The sequence below is a fragment of the Natronococcus amylolyticus DSM 10524 genome, from assembly GCF_000337675.1.
In the GTDB taxonomy this organism is placed as follows: domain Archaea; phylum Halobacteriota; class Halobacteria; order Halobacteriales; family Natrialbaceae; genus Natronococcus; species Natronococcus amylolyticus.
Genome location: NZ_AOIB01000013.1, coordinates 72,242 through 90,319 on the forward strand (window position 1 = coordinate 72,242; position 18,078 = coordinate 90,319).

The window sequence follows — 18,078 nt, forward strand, 5'->3', positions numbered from 1 at the left end:
GCGAGACGGCAGTCCCGACGCTGGCCACCAGGAACGGGATTCGGTACCGACTCTCGATCACGCTTACAGGGAAAACAGGAGAAAGCCCACGACTTCAGTCGTGGGATGAATCCGTCACTGCTGACCACAACCACGCTCCCATACACGGCCGCAATCCCAACGTTCACACTCCAGTACGTCAAACAGACGACACGTGAGCGACCGACCGCGGCGCACGAACGAGTACACTGCCACACCCACCAGCGAGCGGTATAAACAGTGCTTGTTCGAATGGTTGGTCGCCCACGCCCCCCTCTGGAACCAGATCAACTACCGCCGCCTCGACCAATACTTCGACCCCGACGGCAACGTCTGGGATGCCGAGTACACCGACTTATACGACAAGTACGCACCCGTCCTCGGCAAAGCCACCTGCCAACAAGTCGCCCGCAAAAACGCCGACGCGTGGCGCAGCCACTTCGACCTCCTCGAGACATACCACTCCGACGCCCCCTCGATCACCGAGAAACCATCTCCGACCGGATTCAAAGGCAACCGCGACGACGGCTACGAGCTGTACGGCCTCGTCCGCAACGACCTCTACGAGTTCGACTGGGACGAACACCAGAGTACCCTCGAGTTCGGCGTCGGCGAAGTGCTAGAAGAGAAATACGACTTCGACCACAACGAACGCATCACGCTGGAAGTCCGCGGCAATCCCCAGTGGGACGGTGACGACGCGCAGTTGGAACTCGTCTACGACGAGGCGGCCGACACGCTTCGTGTCAAGCATCCGGTTCGCATACGGTCAGACCGATTGCGAGAACAGCGGCTGGATGCCTTCACTCACACACTCGATCCCGAGAACACGATGCACGCGGCCGCCATCGACGTCGGCGCGAACAACACCCTCGCCATCGTCACCACCACCGGGGAGACCGCCGTCTACCACGCTCGCCCCGAATTTGAACGGTTCCAAGCGCTGTCAGAGTTGATCGCCGAGCTGCAGTCGCAATTGCCCGCCGACCAGTATACGAGCCCGCGCATCCAGCGCGTGTACGAGAGGCGTGGCGAGAGACGCGATCATAGCCGCGACGCCGGGGTGAAACACGCGGCCGACTGGCTGCTCGAGCGCAACGTCTGCACCGTGTACGTCGGCGATCTGACCGGCGTGTTGGAGACGCACTGGTCGGCTGTGGTGAACGAGAAAACCCACGCGTTCTGGTCGCACCGCCAGCTCGTCGACCGTCTCGAACTCATGCTCGGTGATGTCCGCATCACCGTCGAGCAGGTGAGCGAGGCAGAGTCGAGTAGTGCGTGTCCCGAGTGTGGCAGCGAGAACGTGTCGAGGGAGGGTGACTTGTTCAGGTGCCGCGACTGCGCGTTGGACGCGCATAGTGATGTTGTGGGGGCGTGGAATCTGCTGCAAGCGAGAGAAGGGCCGATGGCCCGGCCCGCCGCCCTGTCTGCTGGACGCGGCAGGGACGGATCCGACAACTCTTCGGAGTGTGATGGAACGTACTGGGAGTGGGACGGACACGACTGGAGACCCGCCGTATTTGGGAAACAGTCGAGCCCGGTCGACCAACCCAGCGTCGGCAAACCCGCAAGTTCACAGCCGGGGTAGTCCACTGGCCGGATTGCCCACGGAGGAATCCCACAACTTCAGTCGTGGGAGGAGGTCAAGACGGTCGAGCGTGTGTCACACACTGTGACGACACACGACCCGTTCGGTCGCGCCGTTCGCGACCACTACCGCGGCGAGCGGACGGCGCCGCTGCTCGATCGCGACGGTGAGGAGACCCGCGAGCATGCCATCGAGGAGTGGTACTTCGGCGACCACGACGAGGGCGCCTGGCGCGACGCGTGGCTCGAGGGACCGCTGCTCGACATGGGCGCCGGTGCGGGGCGAGACAGCCTCTACTACCAGGAGCGGTTCGAGACCGTCGCCATCGAGGTGAGCGAATTCCTCGTCGACGTGATGCGGGAGCGGGGCGTCGAGGACGCCAGGCTCGCCGACATGTTCTCGCTCAGGGAACGCTTCGACCGCGACCGGTTTCGGTCGGCCCACGCCATCGGTACGCAGGTCGGGCTGGCCGGTTCGATGGGCACCCTCCGTGAGTTCCTCACCGATCTCGCGTTCGTGACGACGCCCGACGCGACGGCCGTCCTCGACAACTACGCCCCGGAACTGGCGGCGACCGCGGACACGTTCGGGTACCGAGAGGACGCCGCGCCCGGGCTGGCCTACCGGGTGTACCACTGCGAGTACGAGGGCGACGTCGGTCGGACGCTGCTGTTTCGGCTGTTCAGCGTCGATCGCCTCCGGGAGGCGACCGTCGGCACGCCGTGGACGGTCGCCGAGACCAGATACGGCGACGTTCAGTGGCGAACCGTCCTCGAGAAGCGATGACTCGTCGAGCCGACGCGACGCTCGAGGGAAGGAGACGAAAGACGCGGGCGAAAGGAGTGGCGCGGACGAAGCGAGCCGACGGGAGTGGGTCGCTCGATTCCCGGGAGATCGAGCGAAGCGCGGCCGGAGCGACGCGCAGTGCCGGTCTGACGTGAAAAGCGCCTGTAACCGGCATCCAAGACAATGCCGTCAGTGGATAAAAAAACAGCGGTCGAGGTCGGCTACAGTCGGCGGTCCCGAAGCGCGGGGAACTCCTCGCGGATCGACGCGATCGCGTCCGGATCGATCTCGGCGGTGACGAAGGCCGGATCGTCGCCGCTCGAGGCCAGCGTCACGCCCCAGGGGTCGTACACCGTCGACCGCCCGAGCAGCTCGGCGCCGGCGTCGTCGAACTCGCCGGAGCCGTTGACCGCCGCGACGTAACACTGGTTCTCGATCGCCCGTGCCCGCGAGAGGGTCTCCCAGTGTTCGATCCTCGGGTAGGGCCAGGCGCTGGGAACGACCAGCAGCTCCGCACCGGCGTCGATCAGCTCCCGGTAGAGTTCGGGGAATCGCAGGTCGTAACAGGTCGTCACGCCGATCGAGACGCCGTCGATCGACGCCGTCTCGATCCGCTCGCCGGGAACGAGCAGCTCGGCTTCGGCCGAGTCGTAGCCGAAGAGGTGGTGTTTGCGGTAGACCAGCTGTAACTCGCCGCTGGCGTCGAACAGCGCGGCGGTGTTGGCCAGCCCCTCGTCGGCGGGCGTCTCGACGGACTCGGTCTCGGCGAGATCCTCGACGATGGTCCCCGCGAGGACGGCGATCCCGTGATCGGCGGCGGCCTCGCCGAGTCGGGTGAACGTCTCCCCCTCGAACGGCTCCGCGTAGCGCTCGTAGAGGTCGAACGCGAAGTAGCCGACGTTGAACAGCTCCGGCAGGGCGACCAGGTCGGCGCCCCGGTCTGCGGCCCGTTCGACCGCCTCGAGGGCGCGCTCGACGTTGCCATCGACGTCGCCGGCCTCGACCTCGAGCTGTGCGAGCGCGAGGTCGAGTTCGTCGGCGCTCACGGCGATCCCTCCAGGTCGCGCTCGAGCGCCCGCTGCAGATTCTCGAGCTCGCCGTCCAGATTACGCTTGAAGAACTTCTCGACGCCCGGCAGCTTGCCATCGACGACGAACTCGTTCTCGAGGCGACTTCCGGTCTCGGTCTCGACGATCCGGTGTTCACCGGTGACGTCTAACCCCGTCGATTTCCCGGTGAACTTGACGTACTCCGGGGGGTCTCGAGTGATGTCCTCGGTTTCGACGGCGACGGTCTGGCGGACGAGCGGAATCGGAAGCTCGACCTGCCAGGTCGCCTGTCGGCCCTCGGGGCCGTCGATGGAGTACTCCTGGACGACGCTGATCGCTTGGGCGCGGTTCTCCGGATCGACGATGAACTCCCAGACCCGTTCCGGCGGCGCCGCGAGCTCGAACGACCGGTCGACGCGTACAGTCATGCAACTACGTCAGTCGTTCGCGGGTAAAAAGACCACGAACCCCTCAGACGGTCCGTCATAGCGAGTTCCGACTCATCCTCGAGCCGTCCCGTGATCGCGTCGAAGCCGACGTAGCGCGGCCCGCCTCAGCTGACGGTGACTCGCCAGGTCGTCGACCGGGCACGACCCCACTTCTCGATGTCGACCTCGTCCGACTTCTCGGCGAGGTGGGGGAGGCGGGCGCCGACCTGCTTCGAGGAGAGGTCGATCGCCTCCGCGATGTTTTTCGCCCGGAAGTACTGCTCGCCGCGGGCGGCACTCTCCCTGAGGTACGAGAGAATACGCTGCTCTTCGTCGGAGTAGTTCGTCATCGTCCGTTACACAGTGTAGGTCGTCGGCGGTATTAACGTTTGACGCCAACTCTCGAAGGGCGATATCGAACGGCGAACCGATGGGAACGTCAGTCCCAGTAAAGGTGAATCCCGACGACCGCGAGCGCGCTAAACAGCATCGCGCCGGCAAAGCCCCACGCGGCTTCGATGTCGGGGGCGCCGACCAGCATGCCGAGCGCGCCGATGGTTGCGACCGCACCGAGTGCAAGCGCCAGTCCCAGGCCCTTGTCCGTCGACTCCGATTGCGTAGTCATGCTCGAGAGTTCCGAGTGGCGTCGCTTAATTGCTTTCATTCGTGCAAGCCGAGGGGTACCCGCAACCGGCCACCGACGACTATCCGGAGGTGGCAGCGTCGAGATGACGAACCAGCGAGCTGCTCACGAGCTGCTGGACGACGTAGAAGGCGGTGATGCTGGCGACGATCGTCCCCCCGCCCAGCACCGCGCCGATCATCACCGAGACGCTCATGTTCTTCATCGAACTCGAGAACAGGACGGTGACGCAGTCGTCCTGTCCCATCCCATGTACGTACAGTCCGTACGCGACCGCCGCGCTGAGGCCGATCGCCGCGGCCCCGATCGCGCCGACGAACGCAAGCTGGGAGGGCTCGAGCGCGAGCGTCGAGCCGCCGACGCCGGCGTAGATCAGCGCACCGATTGTGGCGATCGAGAACCCGTCGAGCTGGCTCTCGGAGACCGAGCCGTCGGGGACGACGTACGCGAGCGCCCCGCCCGCGAGGACGATCGCGCCGAGCTCGAGGATCAGCGCCGAGGCGGAGACCTCGACCGCCGAGTCGGCGAACAGGGTGATGAGCGAGGGCATGACGAGCGGCGCGAGCAGCATCGAAGCGAGGACGACGATCGTCGTCAGAACGGTGTTCCCGCCACCCAGGCGCGTCCAGATGATCGAGCTTCCGGCCGCCAGCGGCGCCGAGAGGACCACGAGGACGCCCAGGAGCATCTCCCCCGAGAGTACCGCAGCGGCGACTGGGTACAGCGCGACCGGGACGAGCAGGTAGAGACAGAGCAGGGAGGCGACGACGGGTAAGGAGACGCGCTGCTCCGTGGCTTCCCCGAGACTGAATCCGTAGAACCCGGTAAAGATCAGTCCGGCGACGAGCACCGGCAGGAGCGGCTGGAGGGGGGCGGCGAGCGTCGGGTACGCGACGCCAGCGAGCGTGGCACCGATCACGACCAGGAGCGTACTCTGCGATCGGGCGGCGTTCCGGAGACGAGCGATGTGTCGGACGATGACGGCGAGTAGTGGAACGGACGCATATATCTCTTTTCAACCGTCTTCTCTCCCAATTTAACATGATGGTCGGCCGCACGACCGCGACGAGTAGCCGGCAGGTTCGTCGCGGGACGAGCCCGCTGCACTGCCGCGACTCGAGCGCCCCCTGGAATCGGGGCCGAGTGTAGCAGTCTCGCTGGCGACGGCCCGCACGTATCAACGACGTGTTCGGGACGTCTACGGACGGTCGCCCGGGAGTACGTCGGGATGGTCGCGTAGTAACCGGAGTAGCGGTCGGAGCTCGTCGAAACGCCGCCCCGTTCGGATCTCGTTCGCGTTCCGGCGCCAGTCGACGACCCCCGTGGACTCGAGCTTCGGCAGGTGCGAGTGGTGTAGCCGGAGTTCGAGGTCACGTCCCCCCGACTCCGCGAGGTTCTCTACGGGGAGTCGCGCGTCGCCGTCGTCTCGCAGGTCGCGTTCCAGTAGCGCCATCAGGAGTTCTCTGCGGCGAGCGTCGGAAAGGAGTTCGAGAGCCGTGTCAGTCGAGAGTCCGCCGGAGAGGTCCATGCTCTTGTCGATCACGCTCCGGGATGGGCGAGACTCGGAAGAAAGCTTACTTTAGAACTGTTTCGGCTAGCAACGGAACGGTATCGAACTATCTAGGCCGCCGGAGTCACGGGCGAAGCGTCGTCGTCCGATTCGTCGCCCCGGTGACGGTCCCGGCCGAGGACGGGTCAGGCGTTCTCGAACGCCAGCTCGCAGAGGCGACGCTGCGCCTCCCGGAGGTGGTGCGAGAACGTTGGTTGGGCGATGTCCAGCGCCTCGGACAGCTCCCGTCCAGTTCGCACGCGCGGCGATTCGAAGAACCCGCTTCGGTACGCGGTCTCAAGCACCTCGCGCTGTCGGTCAGTGAATCGTTCGTCGAGCACGTCCCGCAGATCCTCCCGGGTCGTAATCGGACGATCGCGCGTCCGCCGGGAGACGAGATCGGTGTGGGTGTACTCCTCGCGAACGGTCTCGACGAACGTTCTGGCGCTGTCGGCCGCGGGGAGATCGACGACGAGGGTCGTTCCCTCGTCGGTCGCGGTGAGCGACCGCACGACGCCACCGTTCTCGACGACGTGCGACGCGAGGGTGCCCCCGGTGACCGTCGCCTCGAACTCGTACTCGCCGTTCCCGCTGCTGAGCGTTTGGATTTCGGCGACAGTGGGGACCCGAGATGCGGCGGTACGAACCGGCTCCGGATCCGCCCCTGTCGCGCGGAAGAACAGGCGAGCGGTATCCCCCTGACGGGGGACGAGACCCTCGAACTCGATCTCGCAGTCCGCCTCCCGAGCGAGCCGCGAGAGGACGTCGGCGGGCTCCCGAACGTCGATCGTCAGCTCGATCACGCTGTCGGTAAGGAGAGTACGCTTGGTTTCGACGGCGTTGAGCGCGTGTGCGATCGTCCGACCGAGCTCCCCGAAGACGGCGTGGTCGCGCGCGTCGGGCTGGGGACGACTCGCGTACACCGCGAGAACGCCGTACCGCGAGCCGTTGTAGACCAGCGGGATGGCGATACACGAGCGCGCCCCTCGCTCGAGGGTCGCTTCCCGCCAGGAAGCGGCCCGCGGATCGATAGCGACGTCCGAGACGACCCGAAGCTCGCCCGTTCGCGCCGCCTCGGCGATCGGGTCCGCGCCCGTCTGTCGTTCGTCGATCCCGGTCGGAAGCGTCTCGAGGTAACCCCGGTCGACGCCGGCGAACTCCCGTGGCGTAACCGCGCCCGTCCCGGGGTCACGGTCGCCGACCCAGGCGAACTCGTAGCGATCCGCCTCCGCGAGGTGCTCGCAGACGGCGGCGTCGATCGCCTCGAGGCTGTCGGCCTCCACGAGCGCCCGGTCGATCCCCCTGATGAGAGTGTTGAGGGCGTCGAGTCGCTCGAGTTCCTCGTTTCGCTCCGCGAGCTGGTGTTCGCCCTCGGCGCGATCCCACGCCGATTCGACGGTCGCTCCGATCGTCTCCGCGATATCGACCGTTCGCTCGTCGACCGCCTCCGGCCGCGGCGAGCCGCCACAGAGCACGCCGTGTCGTCCGAGGGGTATCAGAACCTTGCTCCGGAGGGTCAGGACGCCGGGCCCCGATTCGGGAGCGGACGGGTCGCGAGCGACGGCGAGCTCGTCACCGACGAACACGTCCCAGGCCAGCTCGTCGACCTCGTCGGGGTACTCGACGGCGTCGACGTCCCGTCCGGCGCCGACCCGATTGTCGTAGCGCTCGAGATCGCCGGCGGTCTCGTCGTAGCGCCACAGCGCGGCGTGTTCGACGCCGAGGACCTCGCGGGCGACCTCAGCGACGCGGCCGGCGATCTCCCCGCTGTCGGCGCCGATCAGCTCCTGGCTCGCCGCGCTGAGCCGCTCGAGCGCCGCTTTCGTCTCGTACTCGTCGTGGATGTCAGTCGCCGTGCCGAACCAGCGGCTGATCGTTCCGTCGTCGTCCTCGATCGGTCTGGCCCGGGCGAGGAACCAGCGGTATTCGCCGTCATGACGGCGAATGCGGTGCTCGTGTCGGAACGGTTCGCCCTCGTCGAGGGAGCGCCGGAAGCTCTCGAGGGACTGCTCGCGGTCCGCGGGGTGGATCGCATCCAGCCAGCCGTCCTCGGTGGCATCCTCGTGGGACTGGCCGGTGTACTCGAACCACTGCTGGTTGTACCAGCTCACCGAGCCGTCCGGATCGTTGCTCCACATGAGGTCGGGGACGAGGTTCGCGATGGCCCGAAAGCGCTCCTCGCTCTCGCGGAGGGCGTGTTCGATCCGTTTGCGTTCGGTTACGTCGGTCGCCGCTCCGAACCACTCGACGATCGCCCCCTCCTCGTCGCGGATCGGAACGGCTCGAGATTCGACCCACCCCCGCGTCCCGTCGGCTCGCAGGACCTCGTGTTCTAGCTCGAAGGTACTCTCACTTTCGATGGCCTCGTCGACCGCGTCCCGAACGCGTTGTTGCTCGTCCCGCGGAATGTACTCCTCGAGCCAGGTGTCGAGCGGATCGTCCGTATCGTCGAGGAGTCCCCGTCCGTCGAGTTCGTACATTTCGGTCCAGTCGGGACTCATCCGGTAGACGAGTTCCGTGGTCGCGGTCACGAACGCGTCGAGACGCCGTTCGCTCTCGCGCAATCGCTCGTGTGCTCGCTCCTTCGCTCGCCGGAGTTCGTCGTCCCGGAGCACGGCGTCCGCAGCGAGGCGCGAGTCGTTCGGAGTCGCGGTCTCGAGGGGTCCTTCATCGCCGTCCGTCCGCAGCTGCCGGACGACCGGCGTGACATCCTCGACGCGGTGAACGATGTACTCGAGATTGCCGCCCGCGTCGAAGACTGGGGCGTTGATCGGAGTCCACCAGCGGTCCTCGAACCCGCCGTTCCCGTCGCCCCGCTGCGGGATCGGGTAGTGTGTCACCGGCATCACGTCCTCCTCCCGCCGCGCTTTCACCCGGTCGAGCGACGCTCGCAGTTCGGACGCTCCTTCGTGATCGGGGCCGCCGGCGGGGAAGACCTCGAACAGCGTCTCGCCCAGGATTTCGTCGCGACCGGTCATCGTCGCCTCGAGGTAGGCGTCGCTCGCCGCCACGATCTCGTAGTCGTCGGGTTTGAGGATGAGATAGCGCCCGGGAACGTTCTCGAACAGCCGGCGAAACGTCGCTTCGGCGGATTCCGCCGCCGCTCCGCCGTTGGCGCCTCGAGGGCGTCGCCACCATACCCGACCGCGGGAGCCGACCTTCTTCGTCTCGAGACGACCGTCCTCGACGAGCGCGTCCAGCTTGTTGTAGATCGTTCGGCTCGTACAGTCGAACTCCGCTGCGACCTCCGCCGTCGTCAGGGGCGTTCCCGGTTCCGCGAGCGCGTCGAACGTCTCGAGGACCTCGGACGGCGTCGGGGCGGACTGGCTCATTGATCGGATCACGACGCACAGCAAAAAAAGGATTCCGTCGACGGAAACTCGGCGCCGATACCGAGATCGGACGGCAACCGTCGATAATCCCGCTGTCGACGACGCCGATCAGCTGATCGTCGTGTGCTCGGACTCCTCGTTGAGCGCGAGGTTCGCCGAGATTTCGGCGTTTCGCATCGCGTACTGGGCGGTCTGCTGGAGGCTGACGAGCACCTCGCGAACCCGCAGCAGGTCTTCGTTGTCCATCTCGGGAAGGTCGGCGAGGATCTCCGACTCCCGATCGGCGATCTCGTGGAACAGCGCTCGAACCTCGTTTGATTTGTCGTAGTCCCGCTCGACGGCGGCCTCGACCGCCAGCGAGGTGATCTCGTCGACGATCTCGTTCAGCTCGCGGATGTCTCGCATGACGGAGCTGTCGATGTCGAGGGTGTGGCCCTCCGTCTCCATGACGATGTCGGCGATGTCCTCGGCGTTGTCGGCCGTGAGCTCGAGGTTCTTCGCAATCGAGCGGTAGCCGATCAGCGGGAACCCGCTGTTGAGCCCGACCGCCCGCGCGAGGTTGGGGTTCTGGTAGGCCGTAAAGATCAGGCGGAGCAGAAGCACGAAGATCTTGTTGGCCTGGCGCTCGCGGTTCAGCGCGCGCTGGGCGAGATCGGGGTTGCCGTGGGCCAGCGCCTTGATCGCCTCGCCGCGCATCGTGCTCCCGGTTCGTTCGAGGCGCTCGAGGAGGTTGTCGAGAGTGAAGTCCTCGGGGTCGACCGAACAGCGGATCGAGATGTTTTCGGGGGTCTCCTCGATCACGCCCAGCCCCATCAGCTGCGTCTCGGCCTGGTAGACCGCGTTGATGTGCTCGGACTCGAGGGCGCCGTCCTCACACTGGATTCGGATCACCCGTCGGCCGAGGACGTACTGGGCGACGATCGCCCGTTCGACGGCGGCCGCGTCGAGGTTGTCGACGTGGATCGTCGCTTCGGTTTCCTCGGTGTTAGCCGATTCGGGCATCACGGTTAGCGTTCCCTTGCCGCTGGTCCGGATCGTCACTTCGTCTCCCTTCTCGACGTCGTGTTCGGACGCCCATTCCGCCGGGAGGGTCATCGCGAGCGTCGACGGACCGAGTCGCTGCACTTTCCGCGTTTCCATACGCCGGAGTAGGCTAGAGGACACCTTAATCCTGACTATACACACAGTATATTCGCATCCGATAGTAATATCCTTGTCACAGATCCCTCCGAACGGTCTCTCCTTAAACAACCTTCACGAGCCGCGTCGTGAACCGTCCCGTTCGCACCTTCATCCAGCCCCGTAGCTCCTCGTCGAGGTCGTCGTCGTCGGTGTCGACCCGGAGCGCGTCGATCGCGTCCAGCTTCTCGCCGGCGGCGACGACCGCGATTTCGTCGGCCCGCTCGATGACGGCGGGCGAGAGCTGGTGATTACCCCGCCCGAAGACGAACCCCTGGCCGCCGATCGGCGAGACGACGATCGTGACGGGTTCCTCGAGGACCTCGAGAAGCTCCGCCTCCGCGGCGTCGCGTGCGAGTACCTCGCCGTCGCGCCAGACGTCGACCCCGAGCGGGGAGGCGTCGATCCCGAGTTCCGACTCGATCGCCCCGACCGTCCCGCCCGGCCCGAAGACGTAGGTCCGCCCGTCCTCGATCTCGCGAGCGAAGCCCGCGGCCAGCGATTCGGTGCTGCCGCTCGAGACCTGCTTGCCCGACTGAACGTCCGGCGCGACGGGCACCGGGACGACCGCTCGTAGCTCGGATCGAACCTCGCCCTCGCGGTAGGCCGCCTCGTCGATGTCGTTGACCTCGCGGGGCTCGACCGCGTCGAACCCGGCCGCGATCCGCCCGGCGTCTCTGGGCGTGACGGCGAACACCGAGGAGTAGATTTTGACCCCCGCGGGCACGCCGAGCATCGGCGTCTCGTCGCCGGTTTCCTCGAGCACCTCGGCGACGTCGACCGCCGTCCCATCGCCGCCGACGAACAGGACGAGATCGATGCCTCGCTCGAGAAGCGCCCGGACGGCTGCCCGTGTGTCCTCGGCGGTGGTCTCGGCCTCGCCGGGGTCCTCGGGCGGTCCGTCGTCGGACTCCGCCCACGGATCGTAGACGACCTCGGGCTCGAAGCCCGCGTCTCGAGCCGCGTCCTCTCCCATCGGCCCCGCGGCCGCGTAGACCGCCAGGTCGTCGGCTTCACGGGACAGTACCTCGAGGGCTTGTCGCGCTCGTTCGGGTGCTCGCGTCGTCGCGCCACGTCGACGCGCCTCCGCGACTTTTCCGTCGGTTCCCTTCAGTCCGACCCGCCCGCCCATGCCGGCGATCGGGTTGACGACGACGCCGATCGTATTCATAACGGGCCTTCGGAGGCGGCGACCAAAGCCGTGTGGCTTTTCATCGAACGACACGCTTTCTGAAAGACTAAGAGGGATCGGAACCGACCGCGACGCATGAACGAACTGATTGCCGTCGTGCTCGAGGCCGAACCGACGCTGCCGATGGATATCGCCGGCTGGGGAACGCTCCTGTTGAGTCTCGTCGTCACGATCGTCTGGCTGGCGTACCTCTACCGATAGCGCGGTTCGACGGGTTCCGCGACCGCTACGACTCCTCGACCGTCTCCACTCGCTCGCGGAGCCACGCTGCCGCCGCCGCGACCGTCTCCTCGTCGGGTCCGGAGAGCTCGAGTCTGACCGACTCCCCCGGGTAGCTCCCCACCGAGACGTCGAACTCCCGGTTGAGGGTCTCGAGGCGGTCGAGCAGCGCGCTCTCGGGTTCGTCGGCGACGACCGTCTCCCGGTACACCCGGGTTCCGGTGAACTCCTCGGCGACCGTCTCGAACATCGCTCGCATCTCGGTGGGAACCCCCGGAAGGACGTAGACGTTCTCGAGAACCGCGCCGGGCGCGACCCCCGCATCGTTGTGTAGCGGCCGCGACCCCGCGGGCAGGTCGGCCGTTCCCGTCGTCAGATCCGACCGCGAGTAGCCGTGTTCCTCGAGCCACTCGAGGGCGGTCTCGTCGGTCTCGAGGTCGCGTCCGAACGTCGCCGCGATCGCCTCCATCGTGAGGTCGTCATGGGTCGGGCCGAGCCCGCCCGTGACGAGGACGGCGTCGTAGGCTGCGCTGTAGTCGCCGACGACGGACGAGATGTCATCGATCCTGTCGGGAACGGTCGTCACGCGTTCGACGGTCACGCCCCGATCCGCGAGGCGTTCGCAGAGCCAGGTGGCGTTCGTGTTCGTCGTCCGTCCGGCGAGCAGTTCGTCTCCGACCGTCACGACCGCGGCGTTCATACCTCGCCTTCGAACCGACGGTTCAAATGGCTCCCGCCGTCCGTTGGTCCCGCTCGCCATCGTACAAAAGAAAAACTTTCAGCGGAACCACAATGTTCACTGCCGATTCGCGCGTGGACGGCTCCATGGCCCGGGGCCGGGCGGGACCTGACTCGAGGTGGAACCGGCGACCGCTCCGACTCGCCGACGTCTCGAGAGAATCCGCTGGAGTCGGCCGGTTCGCGGTCACAGCGGAAACGTGCCCTCCCCTTCCACCGTGAAGCCAAAAACAGCGGAAACGTACTCTCTCACTCCTCGCCCTTGGACCGTCGACTCGAGTTCGGACCGACCGGCCTAAGTATTCCGGGAAGAATATTCTGGTATGACCGAGATGCTCTCCATCCGCGAGGACGCCGACGTCGTCGGCAGCCGCCGGGTCCTCCACGTCGGCCGGGACCGCCCGATTCGGATCAGCGCCGGCCATCGGCTCCTCCACCACGACGGCAAGTGTTCCCGCCCGCACGGCCACAACTACGAGGTAGCGGTCAGGGTCGAGGGCGAGCTCACCGAGGAGGGGTGGGTCGCGGACAAGGGCGATATTACCACAGTGATCGACGAGTGGGATCATATGTTCCTGCTCGAGCGCGGCGACCCCCTGATCGAGGCCTTCGAGGCGGCCGGCGACGACGACGGCGTGGTCGTCCTCGAGCACCCGCCCACGGCGGAGGTGATGAGCGTCCTCCTCGAGGAGAAACTCGAGGCCGCCCTGCCCGACACCGTGGTCGACGTCGCCGTCCAGGTGAACGAGACGAGCGAACTCTGCGGGGGCGGTGGGGTCTGAGATGCCCGTCTCCGACTCTGCGGACCGCGAGTGTGTCGCCGACCGCAACCCGAACGGCGAGCGGCTCCCGATCAACGAACTGTTCTACTCGCTGCAGGGCGAGGGAACCCTCGCCGGGGTTCCGTCGGTGTTCGTCCGCACCAGCGGCTGCAATCTTCGGTGCTGGTTCTGTGACTCCTATCACACCTCCTGGGAACCGACCCACGCCCGGATGAGCCTCGAGGAGATCGTCGCCGAAGTCGAGGCCCACGCCGAGGCCGACCACGTCGTCCTCACGGGCGGGGAACCCCTGCTTCACGAGGAGAGCGTCGACCTGCTCGAGGCCCTCGACGAGCGTGGCTACCACACCACCGTCGAGACCAACGGGACGATCCACCGCGAGGCGCCGATCGACTTCGCCTCGATCAGCCCGAAACTCGAGAGCTCGACGCCGACGTCGGAGCGCGACCCTAAAGGCGACGGCGAGTGGGCCGAGCGCCACGAGAACGACCGCATCGACTTCGAGGCACTCGCCGCGCTCGTCGAGGACTACCCGTTTCAGCTGAAGTTCGTCGTCACCGACGCCGACGACATGCCCGAGATCCTCGAGCTGCTCGAGGAGCTCCGCGACGCGACGAGCGAGCCGATCGGCGACGACGACGTCCTGCTTATGCCCGAAGGCGCCACCCGCGAGCGCCTCGCCGAAACCCGCGGCCGCGTCGCCGAGCTGGCGATGGAGTACGGCTTCCGGTACACGCCCCGCCTGCACGTCGACCTCTGGAACGACGCCCCCGAAACGTAGCCGACGATACCGACCCACACGATGACCGACGACATCACCACGACGACCAAGGACACGCCCGCACGAGACGACGAACCGACCGACAAACGCGCCGTCGTCCTCCTCTCCGGAGGGATGGACAGCGCCACCGCAGCCGCCGTCGCCCGCCAGCGGGGCTGCGAAATCTACGCGCTGCACACCTCCTACGGCCAGCGCACCGAAGACCGCGAGCTCGAGTGCGCCCGCAGGCTCGCCGAGGCGTTCGACGCCGCGGACTTCCTGCGCATCGAGACGGGCCACCTCTCGGCGATCGGCGCCTCGAGTCTCACCGACGAGGAACTCGACGTCGCCGACGCCGATATGGACAGCGACGAGATTCCCACCTCGTACGTCCCGTTCCGGAACGCGAATCTGCTTGCGATGGCGGTTTCCTACGCCGAGGCCAACGGCTGCGAGGCAGTGTTCATCGGCGCCCACAGCGAGGACTTCTCGGGGTATCCCGACTGCCGACCCGAGTTCTTCGAGGCCTTCGAGCAGGTGGTCGACGTCGGCACGAAACCCGGCACAGAGATCGCGATCGAGGCGCCGTTCGTCGAGGAGTCGAAGACCGACATCGCCGAGCGGGGGCTCGAGCTCGACGTTCCGTACGAACACACCTGGAGCTGTTACCGCGAGAACGAGCCCGCCTGTGGCACCTGCGACGCCTGCGCCTACCGCCTGCAGGCGTTCCAGCGCCTCGGCGTTCGCGATCCGATCGAGTACGAGCAGCGGCCGTCGTACCTCGAGAGCGAGTCGACGTAGCAGTCGGTCCCGACAGCCCGAGTCCGGTCGATTCCACTTCGGTCCCAACGAGCTATAAGGAACCGCGTCGCGTACGAACGAATGTCATGGGATCGACACCAGCCGAGCGGGTGGACGGGGAGCAACATCCGACCGCCGACGGGCCGTTGCCGGAGGTCGTCGACTGGATCCTCGCGACCGTCGTCGCGCTGGTCGGCCTGCTCTCGGTCGTTGCCGGCAGTGCGCTCGTCTTCCTCGTCGACCGAGACGGGCTCGCGGCCGGGATCGAGGACGGCACGGTGACGGTAACGGTCGCAACGACGGAGCTGACCGACGCCGAGGCGCTCGAGGTGGCCGACGCCGTCGTCTCGTGGACGGGAGCGGGGCTGCTGCTGGTCGGCATCGGGACGGTACTGGTCGCCGTCGGCTACCTCGTCGCGAGACGGCGCGCCCACCGCCGAAGCAAAACGGGCGAGCCCACGGGTTCGTACGGAACCTACGCCGTCCTCGGCGCCGTCGTCACCGTCGTGCTGTCGTTCGTCCCGTTCTCGCCGGCACTGGGCGGTGGGGTGGCCGGCTACCTCGAGCGCGGCGAGTCCGATCGCACGGTCAGCGTCGGAGCGCTCGCCGGGTTCCTGCCGGCGGCTCCGGTCCTCGCGGTCCTCGTCTTCGTCCTCGGCGGGTTGATCGCGGGGCTGCTGACGATCGGACAGATCGGGGAGGCGATCGTCGTCGGCACGACGCTGTTGCTGACTGCGCTGCTCGTTGCGACCCTCGCGGCCGCGCTCGGCGCACTCGGTGGCTACGCCGGCGGGCGGTTCGCGGAGCGTCGAGCAACGACTTCCCGTCCGCAGCGCGCTCCCGACGACGGGTAGCGACGCGACCTCGAGGACGCTCCCAATCGCTTCTGCTCTAGCTCAAACGCCGCTTTCACCCTGCCCCGGGGTTTTTCGACGCCGGCAACGAGTTAGCTGTATGAAACTATCGCGACGACGGCTCGCGACCGTGTCGGGGGCGGCCCTCGCGAGCGGCGCCCTCTGGCGGCGGTTCGGCCGCGACAACGCCTCGAGCCCGACCGTCGAGCCCGCTCCCGGCGTCGGTGCGGCGACCGATCACGACGGCGACGCCCTCGAGCGGGCGGTCGAGGGGAACGTCGAGTTCGGGCTCGCGCTACTGGATCGACTCGCCGACGCCAACCCCGACGAGAACCTGCTCGTTTCGCCCGCCAGCGTCGGCTTCGCGCTCGGGATGACCGACGCGGGGGCTCGCGGGGAGACGGCCGAGGAGATCGCCGAGGCGCTCCGGTTTCCGGACGATCGCGAGGCGCTCCGATCCGCCCATCAGCAGCTCCAGTACGAGCTGAACGAGCGTGCGGACGCGGCGACCGACGGCGAGTTCGAACTCGCGGTCGCGAACGGGGTCTGGGGTCTCGAGGGCTACCCCTACCGCGAGTCCTACCTCGAGACCCTCGAGGACCGCTACGGGGCCGAGCTACGGACGGCCGACTTCGGCGGGGATCCCGAGGGCGCCCGCGAGAAGATCAACGGGTGGGTCGCCGAGCGAACGAACGAGCGCATCGACGAGCTGTTTCCGGACGGCTCGTTCGATGATCAGACGCGGCTCGTGCTAGCGAACGCCGTCTACCTGCTGGCCGACTGGCACCACCAGTTCGAGGAGAGTGACACCCGAGAGGAGGAGTTTACGCTGCTGGACGGTGAGACAGCCGAGGTGCCCCTAATGCGCCAGACCGAGACGTTCCCCTACGCCGAGGTCGACGGCCACCGGGTCGTCGAGCTCCCCTACGTCGGCGAGGAAATCGGCATGCTCGTCGTGCTCCCGCCGGAGGACGAGTTCGAGCAGTTCGAGGACGAGATCGACGCCGAGTCGCTCGCGACGCTCGCGGAGGCTCTCGAGGAGCGGGAGGGCGAGGTCGTCCTCCCCCGGTTCGAGTTCGACGCCGGGTTCGGCCTGACCGACGTCCTCGCGGAGCTGGGGATCGAGCGGGCGTTCGATCCAGACCGGGCGAACTTCGACGGGATGGTCCCCCTCGAGGAGATCGACGGCAACCTGTTCGTCGGCGACGTCCGCCACGAGGCTTTCGTCGCCGTCGACGAGGAGGGGACCGAGGCCGCGGCCGCGACGGGTGTCGAGATGGAGGCCGACTCCGCCCCTGCGGTCGACTTCCGGATGGTCGTCGACCGACCGTTCCTGTTCCTGATTCGGGACCGCGAAACCGACGCGACGCTGTTTCTCGGTCGCGTGGTCGACCCGCGGTAGCTCCCTCGAGCGGCCCGTTCTTCGCAAAGCGAGCCGACGGGCGACCGTTTTCGGGGTGCCGCGACAGCCGGCAATCGACGCCGGCTGCGGAAGGGTACTTCCGGGTTGCCCTCGAACGCCGCGTATGAAACGGATCGGGATCGTCGGCGCGGGCGTCGGCGCCGCCGGGGCGGCGTTCGCCCTCGAGGAGTCGACCGACGACGTTTCGGTGACGGTGCTCGAGAAGTCGGGCGGGCTCTGCGGACGGGCCGCGACCCGTCGCCGGGACGATATCGTCTACGACTACGGCGCGAACTACCTGAAGGCCGGCGACGAGCGAGTCGTTGAGCTGGTGACGGAGACGCTCCCGACGGAGGGCCTCGTCGACGTCGAGGAACCGGTGTGGACCTTCGACCGGGACGGCACCATCGAACCCGGTCGCGACGCGGACGACCACAAGTGGACGTACCGACAGGGGCTGACCCAGCTCGCCAAACGGCTGTTCGCCCGCACCGACGCGACGATCCACCGCGAGACCCGCGTCGAGCGACTGGTGCGAGACGAGGACGCCGGGACGTGGACCCTCGAGGACGCCGCCGGCAACCCGTGGGGGCCGTACGACGTCGTCCTCCTGAACCCGCCGGCGCCACAGACGGCGACCCTGCTCGAGTCGAGCGTCTGGGAGTCGGACCGACGGGAGTCGCTGCTCGAGGCGCTCGCCGAGGTCTCCTACCGTCGGGTGTGGACGGGGGTCTGTCTCTTATACACATCTCTGAGCG

The 18,078-nt window shown here is 67.1% G+C and carries 18 protein-coding genes and 1 pseudogene (1 of these 19 running past the window's edge); 9 read left to right on the forward strand and 10 right to left on the reverse strand.

Annotated elements, in window-relative coordinates:
- Positions 1–193 precede the first annotated feature (193 nt).
- Entirely contained in the window at positions 194–1,606 is a 1,413-nt protein-coding gene (locus C491_RS02455; protein WP_005553543.1) for a transposase, read from the forward strand.
- An 84-nt stretch (positions 1,607–1,690) separates the two neighbouring features.
- Entirely contained in the window at positions 1,691–2,392 is a 702-nt protein-coding gene (locus C491_RS02460; RefSeq protein ID WP_005553544.1) for a hypothetical protein, read from the forward strand.
- A gap of 221 nt (positions 2,393–2,613) precedes the next feature.
- On the opposite strand, the gene C491_RS02465 is transcribed toward C491_RS02460, so the two are convergent.
- The 9 genes from C491_RS02465 to C491_RS02505 all read right to left on the reverse strand — a co-directional run bounded on the left by C491_RS02465 (position 2,614) and on the right by C491_RS02505 (position 11,743).
- Complete coding sequence (locus C491_RS02465; RefSeq protein WP_005553545.1) at positions 2,614–3,438, reverse strand: carbon-nitrogen family hydrolase; 825 nt, start codon at positions 3,436–3,438, stop codon at positions 2,614–2,616.
- Complete coding sequence (locus tag C491_RS02470; protein WP_005553546.1) at positions 3,435–3,869, reverse strand: CoxG family protein; 435 nt, start codon at positions 3,867–3,869, stop codon at positions 3,435–3,437. Before C491_RS02470 ends, C491_RS02465 begins: the two co-directional genes overlap by 4 nt.
- A gap of 125 nt (positions 3,870–3,994) precedes the next feature.
- Positions 3,995–4,219 (reverse strand): DUF7123 family protein, encoded by a 225-nt coding sequence (locus C491_RS02475; protein WP_005553547.1) that lies wholly within the window; start codon positions 4,217–4,219, stop codon positions 3,995–3,997.
- 89 nt (positions 4,220–4,308) lie between these two features.
- Positions 4,309–4,494, reverse strand: coding sequence for a DUF7525 family protein (locus tag C491_RS02480; RefSeq protein ID WP_005553549.1), 186 nt, complete (start codon positions 4,492–4,494; stop codon positions 4,309–4,311).
- Positions 4,495–4,573: 79 nt separating this feature from the next.
- Positions 4,574–5,431 carry a bile acid:sodium symporter gene (locus C491_RS02485; RefSeq protein ID WP_005553550.1) on the reverse strand — a complete coding sequence of 286 codons (858 nt, stop codon included), beginning with the start codon at positions 5,429–5,431 and terminating at the stop codon, positions 4,574–4,576.
- A 279-nt stretch (positions 5,432–5,710) separates the two neighbouring features.
- Entirely contained in the window at positions 5,711–6,055 is a 345-nt protein-coding gene (locus C491_RS02490) for a hypothetical protein (RefSeq protein WP_152421267.1), read from the reverse strand.
- Between the two features lie 152 nt (positions 6,056–6,207).
- On the reverse strand, positions 6,208–9,393 hold the full coding sequence (locus C491_RS02495; protein WP_005553554.1) for a bacterio-opsin activator domain-containing protein: 3,186 nt from the start codon (positions 9,391–9,393) through the stop codon (positions 6,208–6,210).
- A gap of 108 nt (positions 9,394–9,501) precedes the next feature.
- Positions 9,502–10,533: a phosphate signaling complex PhoU family protein gene (locus C491_RS02500; protein ID WP_005553556.1), complete on the reverse strand. Its 1,032-nt coding sequence runs from the start codon at positions 10,531–10,533 to the stop codon at positions 9,502–9,504.
- A 103-nt stretch (positions 10,534–10,636) separates the two neighbouring features.
- The gene (locus C491_RS02505; RefSeq protein WP_005553558.1) at positions 10,637–11,743 is read right to left on the reverse strand and encodes an ATP-NAD kinase family protein; all 1,107 of its coding nucleotides are present in this window, start codon (positions 11,741–11,743) and stop codon (positions 10,637–10,639) included.
- Between the two features lie 96 nt (positions 11,744–11,839).
- Between C491_RS02505 and C491_RS23930 the strand changes: the two genes are divergently transcribed.
- Positions 11,840–11,965, forward strand: coding sequence for a hypothetical protein (locus tag C491_RS23930; RefSeq protein WP_005553559.1), 126 nt, complete (start codon positions 11,840–11,842; stop codon positions 11,963–11,965).
- A 25-nt stretch (positions 11,966–11,990) separates the two neighbouring features.
- Here C491_RS23930 and C491_RS02510 read toward each other — a convergent pair whose 3' ends face one another.
- Positions 11,991–12,683 (reverse strand): competence/damage-inducible protein A, encoded by a 693-nt coding sequence (locus tag C491_RS02510; RefSeq protein WP_005553560.1) that lies wholly within the window; start codon positions 12,681–12,683, stop codon positions 11,991–11,993.
- A 361-nt stretch (positions 12,684–13,044) separates the two neighbouring features.
- Between C491_RS02510 and C491_RS02515 the strand changes: the two genes are divergently transcribed.
- The 6 genes and pseudogenes from C491_RS02515 to C491_RS02540 all read left to right on the forward strand — a co-directional run.
- Positions 13,045–13,503, forward strand: a complete 459-nt coding sequence (locus tag C491_RS02515) for a 6-pyruvoyl trahydropterin synthase family protein (protein WP_005553561.1) — start codon at positions 13,045–13,047, stop codon at positions 13,501–13,503.
- A gap of 1 nt (position 13,504) precedes the next feature.
- The gene (locus C491_RS02520) at positions 13,505–14,284 is read left to right on the forward strand and encodes a 7-carboxy-7-deazaguanine synthase QueE (RefSeq protein ID WP_005553562.1); all 780 of its coding nucleotides are present in this window, start codon (positions 13,505–13,507) and stop codon (positions 14,282–14,284) included.
- Positions 14,285–14,305: 21 nt separating this feature from the next.
- On the forward strand, positions 14,306–15,064 hold the full coding sequence (queC, locus tag C491_RS02525; RefSeq protein WP_005553564.1) for a 7-cyano-7-deazaguanine synthase QueC: 759 nt from the start codon (positions 14,306–14,308) through the stop codon (positions 15,062–15,064).
- 86 nt (positions 15,065–15,150) lie between these two features.
- Positions 15,151–15,918 (forward strand): DUF5518 domain-containing protein, encoded by a 768-nt coding sequence (locus C491_RS02530; protein WP_049891391.1) that lies wholly within the window; start codon positions 15,151–15,153, stop codon positions 15,916–15,918.
- A gap of 100 nt (positions 15,919–16,018) precedes the next feature.
- Positions 16,019–17,320, forward strand: coding sequence for a serpin family protein (locus tag C491_RS02535; protein WP_005553568.1), 1,302 nt, complete (start codon positions 16,019–16,021; stop codon positions 17,318–17,320).
- Between the two features lie 124 nt (positions 17,321–17,444).
- Positions 17,445–18,078, forward strand: a pseudogene (locus C491_RS02540) (NAD(P)/FAD-dependent oxidoreductase) (it continues 324 nt past the right edge of the window).